Annotated in this window: 16 protein-coding genes; 2 read left to right on the top strand and 14 right to left on the bottom strand. The window is 36.3% G+C overall.

Annotated features, from left to right (window positions below):
• The first annotated feature begins 11 nt into the window (after positions 1 to 11).
• Positions 12 to 377, top strand: coding sequence for a hypothetical protein (locus A9G40_RS07140; RefSeq protein ID WP_065581867.1), 366 nt, complete (start codon positions 12 to 14; stop codon positions 375 to 377).
• A 198-nt stretch (positions 378 to 575) separates the two neighbouring features.
• Positions 576 to 1,196, top strand: a complete 621-nt coding sequence (locus A9G40_RS07135) for a hypothetical protein (protein WP_065582481.1) — start codon at positions 576 to 578, stop codon at positions 1,194 to 1,196.
• Positions 1,197 to 2,203: 1,007 nt separating this feature from the next.
• Here the strand turns inward: A9G40_RS07135 and A9G40_RS07130 are convergent.
• The 14 genes from A9G40_RS07130 to A9G40_RS07065 form a co-directional block, all read right to left on the bottom strand.
• Positions 2,204 to 2,515 carry a hypothetical protein gene (locus tag A9G40_RS07130; RefSeq protein ID WP_065582473.1) on the bottom strand — a complete coding sequence of 104 codons (312 nt, stop codon included), beginning with the start codon at positions 2,513 to 2,515 and terminating at the stop codon, positions 2,204 to 2,206.
• A gap of 11 nt (positions 2,516 to 2,526) precedes the next feature.
• Entirely contained in the window at positions 2,527 to 3,069 is a 543-nt protein-coding gene (locus A9G40_RS07125; RefSeq protein WP_255307298.1) for a DUF4225 domain-containing protein, read from the bottom strand.
• Positions 3,070 to 3,084: 15 nt separating this feature from the next.
• Complete coding sequence (locus A9G40_RS07120; RefSeq protein WP_065582471.1) at positions 3,085 to 3,840, bottom strand: PAAR domain-containing protein; 756 nt, start codon at positions 3,838 to 3,840, stop codon at positions 3,085 to 3,087.
• A 189-nt stretch (positions 3,841 to 4,029) separates the two neighbouring features.
• Positions 4,030 to 5,328: a phosphoribosylamine--glycine ligase gene (purD, locus tag A9G40_RS07115; protein ID WP_065582470.1), complete on the bottom strand. Its 1,299-nt coding sequence runs from the start codon at positions 5,326 to 5,328 to the stop codon at positions 4,030 to 4,032.
• 115 nt (positions 5,329 to 5,443) lie between these two features.
• Entirely contained in the window at positions 5,444 to 7,036 is a 1,593-nt protein-coding gene (purH, locus tag A9G40_RS07110; protein ID WP_065582469.1) for a bifunctional phosphoribosylaminoimidazolecarboxamide formyltransferase/IMP cyclohydrolase, read from the bottom strand.
• 517 nt (positions 7,037 to 7,553) lie between these two features.
• On the bottom strand, positions 7,554 to 9,017 hold the full coding sequence (locus A9G40_RS07105; RefSeq protein ID WP_065582468.1) for a hypothetical protein: 1,464 nt from the start codon (positions 9,015 to 9,017) through the stop codon (positions 7,554 to 7,556).
• Positions 9,018 to 9,700: 683 nt separating this feature from the next.
• A complete protein-coding gene (era, locus tag A9G40_RS07100; RefSeq protein WP_065582467.1) occupies positions 9,701 to 10,606 on the bottom strand; it encodes a GTPase Era in 906 nt (301 codons plus the stop codon).
• On the bottom strand, positions 10,603 to 11,280 hold the full coding sequence (gene rnc, locus A9G40_RS07095) for a ribonuclease III (RefSeq protein WP_442902718.1): 678 nt from the start codon (positions 11,278 to 11,280) through the stop codon (positions 10,603 to 10,605). Before rnc ends, era begins: the two co-directional genes overlap by 4 nt.
• Before the next feature lie 2 nt (positions 11,281 to 11,282).
• Entirely contained in the window at positions 11,283 to 12,284 is a 1,002-nt protein-coding gene (lepB, locus tag A9G40_RS07090) for a signal peptidase I (protein ID WP_065582465.1), read from the bottom strand.
• A gap of 48 nt (positions 12,285 to 12,332) precedes the next feature.
• Positions 12,333 to 14,129, bottom strand: a complete 1,797-nt coding sequence (lepA, locus tag A9G40_RS07085) for a translation elongation factor 4 (protein WP_065566485.1) — start codon at positions 14,127 to 14,129, stop codon at positions 12,333 to 12,335.
• 149 nt (positions 14,130 to 14,278) lie between these two features.
• On the bottom strand, positions 14,279 to 15,127 hold the full coding sequence (locus A9G40_RS07080) for a MucB/RseB C-terminal domain-containing protein (RefSeq protein ID WP_065582464.1): 849 nt from the start codon (positions 15,125 to 15,127) through the stop codon (positions 14,279 to 14,281).
• Positions 15,128 to 15,268: 141 nt separating this feature from the next.
• Complete coding sequence (locus A9G40_RS07075; protein WP_065582463.1) at positions 15,269 to 15,829, bottom strand: RseA family anti-sigma factor; 561 nt, start codon at positions 15,827 to 15,829, stop codon at positions 15,269 to 15,271.
• A gap of 50 nt (positions 15,830 to 15,879) precedes the next feature.
• Entirely contained in the window at positions 15,880 to 16,452 is a 573-nt protein-coding gene (gene rpoE / locus A9G40_RS07070; RefSeq protein WP_065566482.1) for an RNA polymerase sigma factor RpoE, read from the bottom strand.
• A gap of 219 nt (positions 16,453 to 16,671) precedes the next feature.
• Positions 16,672 to 19,155, bottom strand: a complete 2,484-nt coding sequence (locus A9G40_RS07065; protein WP_065582462.1) for a class I adenylate cyclase — start codon at positions 19,153 to 19,155, stop codon at positions 16,672 to 16,674.
• Positions 19,156 to 19,236: the final 81 nt, after the last annotated feature.

Raw genomic sequence — 19,236 nt, 5'->3', positions numbered from 1 at the left:
GAGGTTGTTAAATGAATAAAATAGGAAAAGATGAATTAGTAGTTACCTCACTTTTATCTATGCTTTTGGATGATACACTTGAATATTATAAAATTCATTTAAGTGATCCGAGTAAATCTACAAACGATAATGATCCTTATGCAAGAGCAAGAAGTATTATCGCAAAGCTATCAGATAAAGACCAAGAAAAGATTTTTAATTTTCTGCGTATAGTAATGATAGATACAATGTCAACAATTTTTGGCACCATAGATGGTTCATGTTTTCCTCCTAATATTAGTGGTGATTTCATTCTTGAGTATGATGGAGATGAAATACAAGGTTCATTGCAAGATGAGTTAATTGCCAAAGCGGAAGAGATTGGTGTCTACAATTAATGAATTAATCATTTTCCCCCGATCTGCTAGTAGGCGAAAAACACAACAAACAGGGATAGACCGACTACTGTTATGATTGCACCAACAGAATTGAAGCGATTGCCATCAAAGATACTGGGAAATTCTGCTATACGATGATACCCCAACCTATTAGCGGGATCGAAAGCGTGTTCCTAAAAAAAGAGGTCGATGCTAATTATGGCTAAACGTGTTGTTTGGAAGAAAAATGATCTAGTCAATATCCAATTACGTGATAATTTATACACAATTGGACAGATGCTAACCAGCCCTGAAATGCGCTTTTATGATATTTTCAATTCAGATGGTGCATGGCAGAATTTAGATTTAAATAAAATAGAACCCTTGTTCAGCGTTTTTGTTGGGAATGTGATTAATAAGTCGTTAATTCAAGGGAAAATAAAATCCACTACAGTAATACCCAGTTCAAAGCCTAGCGAAAGATATTGGATTGATGCCTATACTATTTTGGATGGAGATCATTACAAAGGTGACAAATTTAATTTTCATTTTTTAGGAGGAAAATTAATAGATCTTGTTCCTGATGCTAATGGCATTTTAAGTACAACTAGAGCACCAATTATCAAAGAAGATTTAACGCTTCCACAGGATCGTAAGCTTATTGAACAATATGAACTGACTAATATGTGGGGTGATGTGGATTTACGAGACCGCCTCTGTCGCTATTTTGATACAGGTATTAACCGTGATGATCTGAAGTTTGAAGTATTTCCTGGTTTATGGGATGACAGAGAAAAATTGCGTCCCCTGACACGCCACCTACCAGGGCCGCTTCGTTAAACAGATAATCAAAAGAAAACGAAATTTGATCCTCACCAAAATCTTAGACAATACTCGCCTCTATAGAGGCGTTATTAAAGTAATACGGCTTTTTATACTGCTCAGGCGATATCCAACCATGAGCTGACTGTCGGCGAACTTGTGTGAAGTAGATCTCAATATATTCAAATAGCGCTTTATTGGTTTACCCCGTATTTTGTCATCCACATCATGAATCATGTTATTTTTTAAACGTATGGAAAAAACTTTCAGTAACAGCATTATTCCAACAATTGCCAGCTCAGCTCATACTTTATCTCAACCTATGTTGTAACACTAACCATTTAAAATTCATACTGCAACATTGGCTTTATCAAGCACTAGGTAGTAATATCCCTTTAAGAAATTGACGACAGAATAAGACATTTTAAGTGTGTTACAAACTAAATGCCTATCAATATGCGAACTTGTTTGCTGTCCAATTACTTTTCGAGCAAATTAATCATTATCTAAAGGTATAACCAACGATTTAATGCATTGGACAACAATCATGAAATAGGCTTGTAACAAAAGGAGTAATGTTATTATTTTTCATCATTTTATAAAATAAAAACTTCAATAAAATCAATGGTTTTTCTGACTGATTTTTATCATGCCCAGCTAACCTTTCTCTCTGATATATCATAGCCGTTGACTCTGATATCATGTACTAAGCTTGTTGCACCTAAACGGGCTTTATGCTGCCAATAAAGCGCTTTGATATTATCAAACAACTTCCATTAATTTAAGCTCGCATTTTAGCCAAGCATAATAATCTGATACCCTCACGTTCAACTGACGACTAACTGGCAGTACCAGATACGATAACAACATTAATTAGTTTTCTTACATTTATTTTGCTTATTCTGTTTATTCAAATCAAACAATGTAGTTTTTATTATTTTCCATCATGTTTTGACGTGTCATTAATATGATAAATGCTAATTATGAATGGAAATAAACAATAAACTAATATAACCATAATTTTGTTATTTCCATTTTTTCCTTTTTATGTATCTACGTGGTGTTTCAAGAAAGCTAATAAAAAATACATACAATATAAAAATAAAAACAGCCAACCAGAAAAAAATAATATTTGAAAAAAAGCCTTCTCCAGGCTGACTCATCATTAATAAGCTATATAAAAAAATAAAATAAAAATAAAAAATAGCCCAACGTCGTTTACGATTTAACGTTTTATCATTAGCATAGTCCGTTGCAATATATCCCGAAAAATAGTACCGAATAAAGAATCCAACGATAGATAAAAAATAATAACTTATACAGACTAAAATACTCATGCACATCGACCTTATTTTATAATATTACCATCTCTATCTTTTCGATATGTTGAACCATCACTGCTTTCACAGCTATAATAATCGGGTGCATCGTCATTACCTATTGTGATTATCAATGAACAGTTCTCAACAATTTGTCTAACATTAATAATTGTTTCAGGCTCTTTAACAACCATACTTACTTGTTTGGTATCTTTATTAAGTATAAAAGCGTTTATTAATTTTTTAGATAAATCATATAAAGCCTTTACATCAATCATTGCTTCCAGAGCTAATAATTTTTTACTCATTTGTTTATAAGCACTTTCTAAATCACTGCGGCCATATCTAAAGAGTTTAAATGTCGGATCACCCAATTTATTAAATTTTTTCGGCACTAATTTAAAGAGATTTCCTACTGACATCGTTAAATCTAAACTATCATAAGCTATATCGCCAATTGAAGAATCGAAACCTAAAGCCTCGGCTGCATATTTATATCCACTTCTTAAAGGTCCATCAACTTCCATACTTCTGTTGCCACCTTCAATTTCGTTAATAGCACCATTAACAATTCCAGCGGTTCCTTCCTATATTCCATTTACTCCATGCGCTATCATGGGGGCTCCAATAAAACATGTCCAACCCACGGAACAAAGTGCAAACCCACCTGTACTCATTCCCGCACTACCGAAAATAAACAAACCGTTTTTCACCCATACAAGACTTTGTTCCCATAAATTATTTTCTTCAGTCTTTATTTTCTTTGCGCCTTCCTCATAACTCATTTCACCACTTTCAACTTTATTGAAAATATTCATGGCATATGTATCAACATCATCAATAAAAGCTTGTTTTATTTCGTTATAATAAAGGTGTTTTTCACATACTTCGTGGGCGCAGTCCATTAAGCGTTTGGCGTCCAATCGAATTTTTGAGGTGTCATCACTCATTTCAAGTGATGAGTCACTTTGCGTATACATTAGGTTTTGAAAGATAGGTAATAACGTTTCTGAAGGGCTAGGTATTTTAAAACTTGCGCTCTTTGCTGATGAAGAGCTTACAACATTCACATAAGCAAAGCTTTTAGTTGTGATAATTCGATTATTTCCTATTGGGCATCCGCAAGCCACAATGCAACCATCATAGGCAGCCGGTTTACCATCTACAATACAATCATATGTTCCTTCAATAATGGAACCATATCCTTTTGTACATTTAGGACAACTTGCGTAATCGCCTAAGCATGCGATACCTTGACCTTGAGAAAAACCACTATTTGATGCAGAAATTACTTTACCACCAGTTGTCGTATCATCGCCCAACATGGCTAATAATTTATTCATCCCTTTTTCTACTAAACAAATTTAATCGTTAAAATATTCTCAATATAATCTATATAAAATTAAGCTTACTATTAGATATCGTTTTCTAATTTAAAAAAATTGAATAAAAAACTGATTGCTGTTGTGATAATTTTTCGTTCATACCTATTACAACGTCATTAAAAGCTACAATGGCGTAACTTTAAAAAATTATGGTTTATGACTGCGTTGTTCTCGCTCAATCGCACGATAACCAATGTCTTTACGATAAAAACAGCCATGCCAGTAAATATCTTTTATTTGCTCATACGCTCGTTGCTGCGCTTCAAGTACGGTATTGCCCAAGGCAGTAACACACAGTACTCGCCCACCATTGGTATATACTCGACCTTTTTCTAAACTGGTTCCCGCATGGAAAATTTTGCAATTATCGGTTGCCTCTGTGGGGAGTCCAAGAATCACATCTTGCGTATTATATTCGCCTGGATAACCGCCTGCAGCTAGCACTACACCTAAGGCTGATCTTGAATCCCATTTGGATTTGACGGTATCAAGCTTACCATCAATGGCCGCTACACAAAGTTTCACTAGATCTGACTGCAATCGCATCATAATGGGTTGTGTTTCAGGATCGCCTAATCGGCAATTAAACTCAATAACTTTTGGGTTGCCTTCTTTATCAATCATTAAACCAGCATATAAAAAGCCAACATAGACATTCCCTTCTTGTGCCATGCCATTAACGGTTGGGTAAATAATTTCATCCATAATTCGTTGAAAAACGGCATCAGTAACCACTGGCGCTGGGGAATAAGCGCCCATACCACCAGTATTTAAGCCCGTATCGCCATCGCCAACACGTTTATGATCTTGGCTTGTTGCCATTGGCTCAACATTTTTGCCATCAACCATGACAATAAAGCTCGCCTCTTCGCCCTCTAGAAACTCTTCAATAACCACTCGATGACCAGCATCCCCAAAGGCATTACCCGCTAACATATCGCACACGGCATCTTCGGCCTCTTTGAGTGTCATTGCTACAATAACACCTTTACCCGCAGCAAGCCCATCGGCTTTAATCACAATTGGAGCGCCTTTCTGACGTATATAAGCAATAGCGGTGTCAATTTCTGTAAAGTTTTGATATTCGGCTGTTGGAATATTATGTCGAGCTAAAAAATCTTTAGTGAATGCTTTAGATCCTTCTAATTGCGCGGCGGATTTTGATGGGCCAAATATTTTTAATCCTGCTTTTTGAAAACTATCAACAACACCAATAACGAGTGGCGCTTCAGGACCAACAATTGTTAAATCTATTTGTTCTTGTTGCGCAAAATTGAGCAAACCGCCAACATCAGTTGCTTTAATATTAATATTTTCTAAACTAGGTTCAAGTGCAGTACCTGCATTGCCAGGAGCGACAAAGACTTTTGATACTAATGGTGATTGTGCGACTTTCCAAGCAAGTGCGTGTTCACGCCCACCATTACCTATGACTAAAACTTTCATAAAAGATCCTTTGAATACTAAAATCTGAAAAAAGGATTGTAAATTTTTATGTTTTACAAAACCCAGTGTAGTAATTTATTTTGAGTGAGTTAATGCCCACTCATTTTACTAACAATTAATGTCTAAAATGGCGCATATGAGTAAACATCATCGCAATATTGTGTTCATCTGCCGCTTGTATGACTTCGTCATCACGAATAGAGCCGCCTGGTTGAATCACACAAGTTACACCTGCGGCAGCCGCAGCGTCGACTCCATCCCTAAATGGGAAAAAGGCATCCGAAGCCACAACACAACCAGCAACATTTAGATTCTCATCTTGCGCTTTAATTCCAGCAATTTTGGCTGAATAAACGCGGCTCATTTGACCTGCGCCAATACCTATTGTCATTTTATCTTTTGCATAAACAATGGCATTGGATTTAACAAATTTAGCCACTTTCCAGCAAAATAGTGCATCTGAAAGCTCTTTTTTTGTTGGTTTACGCTTAGTGACAACCGTTAATTGATATTCGTCTATTGTGCCTAAATCACGTTCTTGAACTAGAAGCCCACCATTAACACGTTTAAAATCTAAACTAGCAGGCGATGATGTTGTCCACTCACCACATTCAAGTACGCGTACATTTTTTTTAGCTTGGATAATTGCAAGTGCTTCTTGAGTAACGGATGGTGCAATAATGACTTCTACAAATTGTTTATCGGCAATGGCTTTTGCAGTATCAGCGTCGAGTTGACGATTAAAAGCAATAATGCCACCAAAAGCCGATGTTGGATCGGTTTTAAAAGCGTTTTCATAAGCGTGCAAAATATTATCACTGACTGCTACACCACAAGGATTGGCATGTTTTACAATCACACAAGCAGGTTCATCAAACGACTTCACACATTCAAGCGCAGCATCGGTATCAGCAATATTATTATAAGAAAGTGCTTTCCCTTGCAGTTGTTTTGCAGTTGCAATTGATGCTTCTTTAACATTTTCTTCAACATAAAAAGCCGCTTGCTGGTGGGCGTTTTCGCCGTACCGCATATTTTGTTTTTTAATGAATTGCAAATTTAACGTTCTAGGAAACTCGCCCGCTGGCTCATTTGTCTGCCCCATATAAGGCGGCACTAATTTCCCAAAATAGTTGGCAATCATACCATCATATTTTGCTGTATGCTCAAAAGCTTTAATAGCAAGATTAAAACGATATTCAAAAGAAAGGGAATTGTGATTCTCATCCATCATATTGATAATATTGGTATAATCGCAACTATCAACTACAATGGCGACATCTTTATGATTTTTTGCGGCAGATCGAACCATTGTCGGTCCACCAATATCAATATTTTCAACAGCATCATCCAATGTGCAATGTGGATTAGCAACAGTTTGTGCAAATGGGTAAAGATTAACAACCACCATATCGATAGGTTCGATCTGGTGTTGCTGCATAACTTTATCATCAATACCTCTACGTCCTAAAATTGCTCCATGTATTTTGGGATGTAGCGTTTTAACTCGTCCATCCATCATTTCTGGAAATTTTGTATAGTCAGAAACTTCGGTTACTGGTATTTGGTTTTTGATTAATAATTTTGCTGTTCCCCCAGTTGAAAGCAGTTCCACATTTCGTTCTGATAAAGCTTTAGCAAACGCTAAAATACCCGTTTTGTCGGACACACTAAGTAAAGCACGGCGAATAGGACGAAACTGCTGCATAAGAGGCTCCGAAATTGATATCTAAATCCAAGTTATTGAATTGATATTATATATAAATTATACCTAGATGTTTAGCCCAAACTGATTAAAAAGCTCAAAACCATTGAATAATAAATTTGGATTTTGATAGCAAAACTTGCTGGCAGGTTCGTATTTAGTATAAAAATGAGTTTTTTAGCTGACCGTCATTTTAGGCATGTTAAGTTTTAGCAATAAAATAACTATTGATGATAACGTTCAGAACTACAATATTTCTTAAAATAAACCCATTTTATCCTATAAAAATAGCCTAGGAAAACTTTTAATTTTATAGAATTTTTTATTCTCAAAAATATCCCCTAATTAAAATATCGTTATCAACCTTTCCATAAAAAAAGCGCCTTTACTTGTTCATTGTAAAAACGCTTAACTCTAGTCCCCTTTGCAGGTCTCGCCTTGTCCTAAGCCTTGTTCTTTAACCACTTTACCTTAGTTAGCTCCATCATCCCTATACACAATAAGAATGAAGAACTAAAAGTTAATAGGTACAAACGGCATAACGGGGGTTATAAACAGAGCCCTGGATTATAGTGCCGCCAGATGGGCCGACAGAAAACTGAGTAGCTCCAACTGCATCACTAGTCCAGTAGCTAACCCTACTGATAAAACCTGCTCCAGAATAATCGTTCATCTTGCCCCACTCCGTAAATAAGCCGGCACCTATATTGCGGGCATAATTGTTTTTTAATGATATTGGTGAAGCACCTTTTATGCATGGGGAACTGCTTCCACAATTCGCATTGGTCAGCTCTTCTACTCTTGGCATACGATATCCTATCGCACTACACCATGCTAAGAGGTTAGAATATTCATCAATTACATCACCACTATTGACAAACCATTTTTTCAACACAAAACCGTATTTAATTACCTTAGCACCATTTCTATCATAACCCACTATCTCAAAGGTCTGGGGCAATGCAGGTTTAGCAAGTTGGCTTAAATTGCGGCTACCATTTGCCGATGGCCCTATTAGTGTAACTTTTAATCCATCAGCTTCAAAAAAACCACTACCTAATAATGGCCGACGACGTGGCTCTATTGTCATGCTGACCTCTATACCATCACCCGTTACCGTTGGCCAAGTTAATTCACGAGGGTCAATTCCGCCTATTTCTAAATAAAAATACATTTTATCAGCGCCCGTTGTCGGAAAATTCTTCCCATACGTTGATTGAACTAAAAATCCTTTATCTTTATTCCATATGTGTGATGGACCTGCATAGTCGTCATTACCCCATTGAAGATTTGGCCTTGCGAAACAAACAACAGGTGATGCTTTAGGATTGATATAATATGTTACCTTACTACTACCAAATGGACTATTATTTGGAATACCATACTCTGTACTTAAAACGCCATTTGTGCTACTTAATACAACTTTATAGGGGGCATTACATGGTAATAATTTTTCATTGCGATTCACGGGATTGTCATCTTTATCCGTAATATTGACTGATAAAATGCCCGTAGCTCTAATCCCATTAGCCCCCTGCCCATCACCATCATCATCGCGCCAATAATTATTAGGACCGATTAATGAATTTATGTCTATTGAATTCACATTCGGTGGAACAAACATACTAATATCTGTAAAACGTTCCTCCTCTTGCGGCAAAACAATTGGGTTTGTTTTCCTTGAATAATTAGTTTGTGGAGTAATAACCGAATCATCCGATAACTTAATGCTTAATAACCCCTCTGCCGTTGAGCTTCTCGTTCCCACATTATCAAAGGTTAAATACGGTGCACTACCTTGAATAACCTCCGAGGTCTGCGCCGATAATGCCTGCGAACCAAACGAACAAAGCAACAGTGGCAATAATATCAATCTTGTTTTTGATGAGGATGATTTTAATATCAACGGTGATTTAAACGGCGGTGATAATTTAACATTAAGTATTGTGGGGCTTTTGGCTCCATTTGAAGTTTCTTCGTGCATTACTTTGAAGAAACAAGTCGCAAATCGGCTAAATGTAAAATTATTCTTACGGAATATGTGATGTGATAACTTGAATGATTTAAGAGATAGACCGGCTAATGCCAGACAAATAGAATGGTACTGCATTACGTTCTCCCGTCAAGTAACTTTTGTTTTATTTCGCTTTTCTATGTTTTTTGATTATTAATTGATCTTAAAAAATTGACGAAAGTATAACCACTTAAAAAAAGTTTAGCCAGTCTTTTGGATGTTTTTTTGTAAAGAAATGTAAAGAAAGAATGATAGTTTACTTTTTCAGGCAGGCTTTATTTCAAGTATTTAAAGTATTTAAAGTTTTAGTGATAAAAATAATTATAAATGATAACGCCAGAAATGACATAAAATTCAAATAACCCCATTCAACCTTAAAAATCATTCAGCAAGATCATTGATTTTATTTTTATTTATCTTTTTAAGTTAAATCCAATAATTTTTGTAAAATGAATAGCGTTTCAGTATAAAATTAAATTTTGTTTTTGCTGGTATACTCTGTCATTGAATAAGACAAAACAACCTGTTTCAACTATAAACAATGAACGTATTTTTCTATAAAAACCACCTAGTAAAACTTTAATTTTATTAGGCGGTTAAAGAAAGTTAGGTATCTTTATACCTAATTTGTTACAAAAAATCGCTTAAAATTTTTAATCATCACTATAGCCTAAGCTTCGTAAAGCTCGCTCATCATCAGCCCATCCCGCTTTAACTTTTACCCAAAGTTCTAAATGGACTTTGTTGTCAAAAAAGGATTGCATATCTTTGCGGGCTTCGATGCCTATTTTTTTGATTTTTTCGCCTTTATTGCCGATGACCATTTTCTTTTGCCCATCGCGTTCAACTAAAATCAATCCGTTAATTCGGTACATTCCGTTGCGTTCATCCACTTTGAATTGTTCAATCTCAACCGTTACCGAATAAGGTAATTCATCACCTAAAAAGCGCATGAGCTTTTCACGGATGATTTCTGATGCCATAAAGCGTTGCGAGCGGTCGGTTATGTAATCTTCAGGAAAATGGTGTTCACCTTCTGGTAAATGTTTTTTGACGATATCTTTTATAATATCAATACATTCGCCTTTTTCAGCGCTAATTGGTACAACATCAATGAAATTTGCTTTTTGGCTGATCGTTTGTATATGTGGTAATAATTGTGTTTTGTCACTAACGTTGTCAATTTTATTAATCACTAGCAATATAGGGCTTTTGCAGTCTTTTAACTTGTTAGCGACCATTTCATCATCATCATTCCAATGTGTCCCTTCAACCACAAAAATAACAAGCTCAACATCACCAATTGAGCTACTTGCCGCTCGGTTCATTAAGCGGTTAATCGCCCTTTTTTCTTCAATATGAAGTCCTGGTGTATCAATATAGATAATTTGATCGTTATTTTGTGTGTCGATACCGATAATGCGGTGGCGGGTCGTTTGCGCTTTACGTGATGTAATCGAAACTTTTTGTCCAAGCAACTGGTTTAATAGCGTTGATTTACCTACATTTGGTCGCCCGACAATGGCGACAAACCCGCAATGTTGTGTTGTTTCTATCATTTTATACCTAATTGGTTGAGAGCTTCTTGTGCGGCAGCTTGTTCTGCTTTTCGGCGACTTAAGCCCCGCCCCAAATACTCGTGGCTATCGTCGTCAATTTTACATTGAATTAAGAACTCTTGTTCATGATTATCACCTGTGACTTCAAGAATTAAATAACACGGACGAGGGCGATGAGTTCCTTGTAAATATTCTTGTAATCTTGTTTTGGCATCTTTTTGTTTAATGCCAGGTTGGATTTGGCTTAATCGCGTTTGATACCATGATAAGATTAACAGGCGTATTGTTTCGATGTCGCTATCTAAGTAAATGGCTCCAATAATAGCTTCGACAGCGTCAGAAATAATGGATTCGCGACGAAACCCTCCACTTTTTAATTCACCTTGCCCCAAAATAAGGTGATCGCCCAACTTGAAATCTTTTCCAATTTCGGCAAGTGTTTGCCCACAAACCAAGGTTGCTCGCATTTGGCTTAGATCACCTTCATCTTGTTTGACAAAGCGATGATAGAGTTCATCAGCAATGACGAAACTTAAAATAGAATCGCCTAAAAACTCTAAACGTTCGTTATGCAGTTTATTAGCACTTCGGTGAGTAAGTGCTAATTCAAGTAAAGAGAGATCCTGAAACTGATAGCCGATAGATTGTTGAATTTCAGTAAATGTTTTCATAATGATTAATGTATGCCACCAATACGATTAAAGCGGATACCCGTAGGCCATTCGTTTGGTTGTTTTTCAAAGCTGATCCAAATTGCTGTTGCTTTACCAACAAAGTTAGCTTCAGGCACAAAACCGAAATATCGACTGTCGCCGCTGTTATCACGATTGTCGCCCATCATAAAATAATGACCTGGTGGTACGATCCAAGTAGCATCAGGTTGACCATCTTGGTGATAATAATATCTTGGGTTTTCTTGTGAACCTTGTGTGATTAAGATTTCGTGTGCTCTGTCGCCTAAGGTCTCTTGTTGAATTTTCATATTCAATGTCACAATAGATTCAGAGTCGACAATACCTTTATCAGCATATTGTTCTTCAGTATAAAAACTAGGGTTTGGTTTCAACTGTTCGTGAACTTCTTTCCAATTGCTTAGCTTAGGTTCGCTGTAATGCAAATCAAGTGGTTGCAATTGTTGGCCTTGGCAATTTATATCGGTTGGTTGGCAGGCCGGGTAGATTAGAACTTGCTTTTCTTTAACCTGATACACGATTTTATCGCCAGGCATACCAACAACCCGTTTAATCAGATCCATGCTTGGAATATCAGGGTGCTTAAATACAGCCACATCACCACGTTTAGGTTTTCCTGTAGGGATGATAACAGTATTGGTAATAGGATCACGCATGCCGTATGCATATTTTTCAACAGCAATAAAATCGCCAATTAATAACGTTTGCATCATTGAGCCAGATGGAATTTGAAACGGCTCATATATAAATGAGCGAATAACAAACACCACAAACAAAACTGGGAAAAATGATGATAAGTTTTCAACCCAGCCTTTAGGCTTGCCAACTTGAGCAAGGACTTTTCCATCGACTTCACCATCGCTTTGTGTGCGGATTTCTTCAACTTTGCGTTGTCTTGCTGGTTTCCATTTGAATTTTTCTAAAAACCAAAAAATACCTGTAATAAGTGTCGCTAATGTTAATATGATGGCAAATGTTCCAGCCATTTTTTTCCCTCTTTAAATAAATCTTTTTATCGATTTGTCTTTAATTGGTTAATCTTTCCCTACATGCAAAATCGCTAAAAATGCTTCTTGCGGTAATTCCACATTACCTACTTGTTTCATTCGCTTTTTACCTTCTTTTTGCTTCTGTAGAAGTTTCTTTTTACGGCTTACGTCGCCACCGTAACATTTGGCTAATACGTTTTTACGTAATTGTTTTACGGTTGATCGTGCTATAACATGATTACCAATAGCTGCTTGAATGGCGATATCAAATAGTTGACGGGGAATAAGATCTTTCATTTTTTCAACTAATTCTCGCCCTCGATATGGTGCATTATCTTTATGGGTGATTAAGGCTAATGCATCAACGCGTTCACCGTTAATTAATACATCCAATCTTACCATGTCGGCAGCTTGGAATCGTTTAAAACTGTAATCTAATGAGGCATACCCGCGCGATGTCGATTTTAACTTATCAAAAAAGTCTAATACAACTTCAGTCATTGGGATTTCATACGTTAAAGCAACCTGATTGCCATGATAAACCATGTTGGTTTGTACGCCGCGCTTTTCAACACATAATGTAATTACGTTTCCTAAATAAGTTTGTGGTACTAATATGTTACATTCAGCAATCGGTTCGCGTAATTCTTGGATGTTATTTACTGCCGGTAATTTAGCTGGGCTATCAACATAAATTGTTTCGTTCGATGTGGTTAGCACTTCATAAACAACCGTTGGCGCGGTAGTGATAAGATCGAGGTTGTATTCACGCTCTAAACGCTCTTGAATGATTTCCATATGTAGTAAGCCAAGAAAACCACAACGGAATCCAAATCCTAAAGCGCCTGAATTTTCTGGCTCATAAAATAGTGAAGCATCGTTTAGGCTCAATTTTCCAAGCGCATCACGGAAAGCTTCGTAATCGTCAGAACTGGTTGGAAATAACCCTGCGTAAACTTGTGGTTTGACCTTTTTAAAACCTGGTAATGGGGTTTGTGCAGGTGCTTTTGCCAAAGTCAGAGTATCACCCACTGGAGCGCCTAATATATCTTTGATAGCACAAACAACCCAACCTACTTCACCACAATTGAGGCGCTGTGTATCTACTTGTTTTGGAGTAAAAATACCTAGCCTGTCCACGTTATAAGTCATGCCAGTACTCATTACTTTGATCTTATCGCCTTTGTTTAACTCACCATTTTTAATGCGAATTAGTGATACTACACCTAAGTAGTTATCAAACCACGAATCGATAATAAGTGCTTGTAATGGTGCATTAGAGTCGCCTTCTGGTGGGGGGATATCACTAACTAATTGCTCAAGTACATCAATAACACCAACACCTGTTTTAGCCGAACAGCGAACCGCATTACTTGCATCAATGCCAACAATATCTTCGATTTCAGCCGCAACACGTTCTGGTTCGGCTGCGGGTAAATCTATTTTATTAAGAACGGGTACAACTTCAAGATCCATATCTAACGCGGTATAGCAGTTTGCTAGTGTTTGTGCTTCTACGCCTTGCCCAGCATCCACAACTAATAATGCCCCTTCACAAGCAGCAAGCGAGCGAGAGACTTCGTACGAAAAGTCAACATGGCCTGGCGTGTCAATAAAATTGAGCTGATAGGTTTCGCCATTTTTAGCATGATAATCAAGCGTTACGCTTTGTGCTTTAATGGTGATCCCTCGCTCACGCTCAAGATCCATAGAATCGAGCACTTGGGCTTCCATTTCGCGATCTGACAGCCCACCACAAATTTGAATGATGCGGTCTGAAAGCGTTGATTTACCATGGTCAATATGAGCAATGATTGAAAAATTGCGGATATTTTTATTCATATTAATAAATTAGTATCTTGGTTATTAACGGTTAACTATCTAAAGTGCCTTTTGGTTATTACCAGCATTGCTAATAATTACATAGACAGAAAGAGGAACATTTTACACATTTATCACTACTAAGCATAGCGTTATCGAGAAGTTTGTCTTTATTTCTGGATAATATTTTGTGCAATACGCTCAACAGTAGTTTGTGGCAAATTACCAATGATGATAATATTTTTGTGCCCAAAGTTCGTTGAATAAATAGTCCGCCCACCCTGTTGGATGATTTGATTTGATTGTTTAGCTTGCTCAGAAGATACATTAACCGTAAACGAAAATACACCATCTGAGTACAATTTAGTGGCAATATCAGAGCTATAAAAATTCAAATTATAGGCGGCTATTTCTTTAAACCCTTTAGGCAACCAAGCTAATCGCCATTGGCCAAGCACATCTTTTTGCTTTTCAATCGATAATAAAATCGGATAAGTTCGGCTATTGATGTAGTTTGCCAGTTCATTCTTATCAAAATCTTTCTCAAGTTGAACCACTTTTAGTTGGCTGATGACATCATTATTTTGATCTAATAAATCAATTCTCATCGGTAAATCGGTTTCATCATCAATCCAAATCACATAGCTATAACGGTCGTTATCTTTAGCGACAACTTTTACCAATTGTACGCTTCGGTTAGCAGTTCTAGTTTGACCTAATTCAATAAAATCATAAATGTCTTTAAGCGCATCGAAATTGTTATAGATCACATCAGGAAAAGCTTCCAAAATACGTGAGCTTGTAATAGAAAATGATGGGCTATCAGGCTGAAAATAACTGGTGACGCCTTTATGTAAAATGATCTCTTTATCAGGACCTTCAAGATAACGCAAACACGCATTAATATCTTCTTTTTTAGTAGCGCCCAAATGGCTATATTCAAATGTGCTTACATATTGGTTTTTATCTTGAGATAAAAAGTAAATTCGGTAATCTTGCGTTTTTACAGCATGATTCATTCTATTTAAGCGTATTAGGGCATCGTCGGTATCCTGAGCAAAAATAGACGCTGAAAAAAACACAAAAAACAGAGCAAATATAATATTTCTGCTCTGTTTTAGAGAATATATAACAAAATAATGTAATGATTTCATTTCGAATTAACGAGCATTTAATCTTTTTTGTAATTCATAATCTTGTACAAGCAATCTAATTTTGTCATATTGGCGTTTTTCAAGTAATTGCTGATCGTTTTGTTGGTGAGTTCCCCCCACTGGTGCAAGGTTTATCCCTACTGGTACTGTATTTAATATAGGGCTTGCGTTAACACTATCTGCTTGTCCTTGATGATATTGCACACCAACAATAATGCCAAGGGTTACACACGCTGCAAGCCCAACTTGGCTAGCTTTAGCAAAAAAGTCTTTAACGTGAATCCACATGAGATTTTCAGATTTTGGTGGCGCAGTGGCTTCAACATTAGGTTGATTTGTCGGTTGGTTATATAAATCTTCAGCCATAATTACATTAGCTACTTGCTTAGAAACATCTAGCGTTAATAAGCTACTATGCAACTCGCCACGCATTGTATTTCTTACAAGGTGGTAGCGCTGCCAGCATGATTGCAAACTTTCGTCATATGATACTGCATCAACAATATGATCATTGTCAAACTCACCGTCCATAAGTAGTGAAAGTTGCTCTTTCTGTTCTATTTGCATAGTAAATACCTTAAATTTATGACTACTGCTTATTAATTTGTTTGTAACCGTTAACTAAGTAATGGTTTAATTTTTTCATCAATTGCATCGCGTGCTCTAAAAATACGTGACCGCACTGTCCCTACAGGGGTATCCATAATTTTAGCGATTTCTTCATAGCTTAAACCGTCAATTTCGCGCAACATGATTGCCGTTTTTAAATCGTCGGGTAATGCCTCTATGGCAGCAAATACTGTTTTTTTCACTTCGTCTGAAAGCGCTAAATTTTCAGGATTATCGAGATCTCTCAATGAATCTGCACCTTCGTAACTTTCAGCCTCGTTAGCATCAATATCTGATGCTGGAGGACGCCTTCCTTGAGACGCTAAGTAATTTTTTGCCGTATTAACCGCAATTCGATACAACCATGTGTAAAAAACACTTTCACCTTTAAAAAGGCTTAATGAACGGTATGCCTTTATAAAAGTATCTTGCACAACATCAGGAACTTCAGACGCTAATACATAACGAGAAACCAAATAAGCCAATTTGTTTTGATAACGAACAACAAGTAAATTAAAAGCGTTTTTGTCTCCCTTAAGAACGCGATCAACTAGTACTTGGTCTGTTACTTGCTCCCCCATTAAAGGCCATTCCTTATTGTGTTAATAACTGTCGTTCGGCCCAAATTTGCGCATACAAACAGTTAGATTCTTAAATTGAAAAAAAGTTCCCACTATTTTAATAGAAATTTAATTATTTTACTCATTAATTGTAAATATTTAATCTTTATAAACTCAAAAATAAATTTTTCTGAAGTTTTTTGACAACGATTATTGCAAATAAGATCGGGTTTCGATTTTTTAATTAAGCGGAACGATCTCTCGCTCACCACGTTCATTATAAGTGATTTGATAAAATTGAGGTAGATTAAAATTAACCGAGCTACTGGTGGTAAACGTAAAACGATCGTCAGATAAAACATAAAATTCGTTGATATCTTTCACCATATTGTCTCTTGAACCGTTGCAGTTACGATAAATTTCAACTTGATTATGTTCATTTAAAATGAAAAGATCAAAGCCCGAATCGGTATTTTCAAAGAAGAATTGAATAATCCCTGCATAAGCAACACTATCAATTTCTTTCGGTAGTTCGTTAGTTTCGTCTAAAATATTCAGTGGCCTACCTTGTATTTTATTATTTGATACCGCGCCATAAAAATCAATTGCATTGTCAAATTGATGACTTGATACGCCTAGTCGTTCAAAAAACAGATACCAAGAAGCTCCTCCAACCCTTAATGGTTTAACTTGTGTTGAGTTGTTTTCAGTCGTGGTTAAACGTAAATCAATACATTCATCCATTAGCTTTTTCATGTCCTGTTTGATTTCATTGCTTAGGTACTCACTATAACAAAAAATTTCGATTGAACTGGGCAAGTCAGCGTCTTTGTGCATACGATTTAACAAAGCCTTAATCGCTTCAAGCACCGATAGTGTGCCACTAAAATGAAGTACACGAATTTCATTCCATGAATTACGATAAAGAAGATCTATCGATCCCACCAAGCTCAGCTCATGCTGACCATAATTAAGCACGCTATTAGTTACTTGGTCGTCTAATTCAATATTCACTGTTGGATCGTCTTCTAAATTTAAAATAATAGCTAAATGACGAATTTCACATGGTCCATATAACTGATCTTCAGTTGCTGTAGGCACATCAATAGGAAAATATTTTTTTAGATCCTCAATCAACTTATTAATTTTTGTGTTGTTTCGATTTTCTCCATCGCGATAATAAAAAGAGGTAGAATCAGCTATTAAGCCGTTAAAGTAACACCATCCTACTAATTTCACTAAATATTTGCTGTATTCTAGATATTGATGACCAACAATTGATTTCAACATAGGTTTTTGATTATAAACATACCATCCAGCTCGATTAATACGATCTTTGGCGACATGAATAAATGTTAATACCTCTTCTTGTAGATTATCAGATATATTAAGCTTTAAAGTGGTAATCTTTCCCGGTAGTACTTCAAAAGCAGCATAGAGCTTTCGTGTTAATATCGCCAAATCTTTAGGGCTAATCTGTGAGTCTAAATTATTACGCCGACCAAAATTAAGCAAATTTCGATAGCCCGCCATCATGGTGTGTAACAAAATTTCATGCATTTCTCGAACTTGCCCTATTTTCCATTTTTGGCAAGCATCTAATTTTGCAATTTGTTGTTTATTCCATCCCCAGCTTTTAACTAAGTTACTAAGTATAGCACGGCGCCAAGAAAGTGATTTCATTGGAATAGAGAGCTTTTCATTTATTTTTAAATAAAAACAGTTGCGAATTAACTCAAGTCGTTGCCAATCATTAATTTCAATGAGATAGTTACTAATTCTGTCTAATAGCATGTAATACGAATCTAGATACATTCCTTTATGTATTTCGCCGTTTTGAATGAGTTCTCTCATTTGATAAGCAATTGGTTTATTTTGTGGGTAAATCCATGAATACGCTTCTAATAACATAGTTTTAAGCACAGCTTTAAAAGGTGAATCAATGCTTTTATAAAGTTGCCACAAACTTGCACCAAAATACTCTTCAGCTGATAGATTTGTTAACGGTCCAAAATCAATCCACTGATCTCGTTCAATTAAATTAAGATCAACCATGGCGTTAACACATTCTTCATAAGTGGAGTAAATGACGTTATTCACAGTAAAGTTATGGGGCACCACAAACCACAACAAAAATTTGCCAGCTAATAAATTTGCGGAGCGATAAAACTCTTCAAGCAACAAAATGTGCTGTGCAGAACCACAATTCTCACCCATTAAGCATTCATGATGTTTATTAATAAACCGATCGGCATCAACAACAAATAACGTTAATTTAACCTGCAACGTTGCGGCCCAATCTTCAATTAGGCGACATTTTAACTGTAAGAATTCTTTTTGTTGGTCAGTTAAACTATTTTCAATGCATATCCAAATATCAAGATCCGATTGAACCGACTGCCCCATAGAACAGGTGCTGCCCATTGAATATAAAGCTGATATTGCAGGAACACGAGTCACTTTAGTTTTATTTTTGGTGGGAGCAAAATTAAATTTATGTTTAAGTAGTTTTTTTGTATCAGTAGATAATTGATAACAAGCAATCCCTGAAGGTATATTACCTTCCATATATCCGGGTAATTCAGGAGTATGATAGTGAAAAAGAGCAGGAAGCAACAAAAATACTTGTTGAAATTCATCAGGCATGCCAATAAGAGCCCGTTCACGCTTTAGATTGGCAAGCTCTTCAAGTTCTTTTTTTATGTTATTGATATAATATTGCATAGCTTCAATTAGGTAAAACACGCGTATTAAACTAACGCATTTGGTAAATCTAGCATGTTATTAGTGCAAGGTAAATAGGGC

Origin of the sequence: Gilliamella sp. Nev3-1 (assembly GCF_001690435.1) — a bacterium.
In the GTDB taxonomy this organism is placed as follows: Bacteria; Pseudomonadota; Gammaproteobacteria; order Enterobacterales; family Orbaceae; genus Gilliamella; species Gilliamella apicola_C.
This window is presented reverse-complemented; position numbering and strand designations above follow the sequence as displayed.

What these genes read in the sequence shown, in the direction of transcription:
- A9G40_RS07140 (WP_065581867.1), top strand. Translation starts at nt 12, where the DNA reads ATGAATAAAATAGGAAAAGATGAATTAGTAGTTACCTCACTTTTATCT.
- A9G40_RS07135 (WP_065582481.1), top strand. Translation starts at nt 576, where the DNA reads ATGGCTAAACGTGTTGTTTGGAAGAAAAATGATCTAGTCAATATCCAA.
- A9G40_RS07130 (WP_065582473.1), bottom strand. Translation starts at nt 2,515, where the DNA reads ATGAGTATTTTAGTCTGTATAAGTTATTATTTTTTATCTATCGTTGGA.
- A9G40_RS07120 (WP_065582471.1), bottom strand. Translation starts at nt 3,840, where the DNA reads ATGAATAAATTATTAGCCATGTTGGGCGATGATACGACAACTGGTGGT.
- purD (WP_065582470.1), bottom strand. Translation starts at nt 5,328, where the DNA reads ATGAAAGTTTTAGTCATAGGTAATGGTGGGCGTGAACACGCACTTGCT.
- purH (WP_065582469.1), bottom strand. Translation starts at nt 7,036, where the DNA reads ATGCAGCAGTTTCGTCCTATTCGCCGTGCTTTACTTAGTGTGTCCGAC.
- A9G40_RS07105 (WP_065582468.1), bottom strand. Translation starts at nt 9,017, where the DNA reads ATGCACGAAGAAACTTCAAATGGAGCCAAAAGCCCCACAATACTTAAT.
- era (WP_065582467.1), bottom strand. Translation starts at nt 10,606, where the DNA reads ATGATAGAAACAACACAACATTGCGGGTTTGTCGCCATTGTCGGGCGA.
- lepB (WP_065582465.1), bottom strand. Translation starts at nt 12,284, where the DNA reads ATGGCTGGAACATTTGCCATCATATTAACATTAGCGACACTTATTACA.
- lepA (WP_065566485.1), bottom strand. Translation starts at nt 14,129, where the DNA reads ATGAATAAAAATATCCGCAATTTTTCAATCATTGCTCATATTGACCAT.
- A9G40_RS07080 (WP_065582464.1), bottom strand. Translation starts at nt 15,127, where the DNA reads ATGAATCATGCTGTAAAAACGCAAGATTACCGAATTTACTTTTTATCT.
- A9G40_RS07075 (WP_065582463.1), bottom strand. Translation starts at nt 15,829, where the DNA reads ATGCAAATAGAACAGAAAGAGCAACTTTCACTACTTATGGACGGTGAG.
- rpoE (WP_065566482.1), bottom strand. Translation starts at nt 16,452, where the DNA reads ATGGGGGAGCAAGTAACAGACCAAGTACTAGTTGATCGCGTTCTTAAG.
- A9G40_RS07065 (WP_065582462.1), bottom strand. Translation starts at nt 19,155, where the DNA reads ATGCAATATTATATCAATAACATAAAAAAAGAACTTGAAGAGCTTGCC.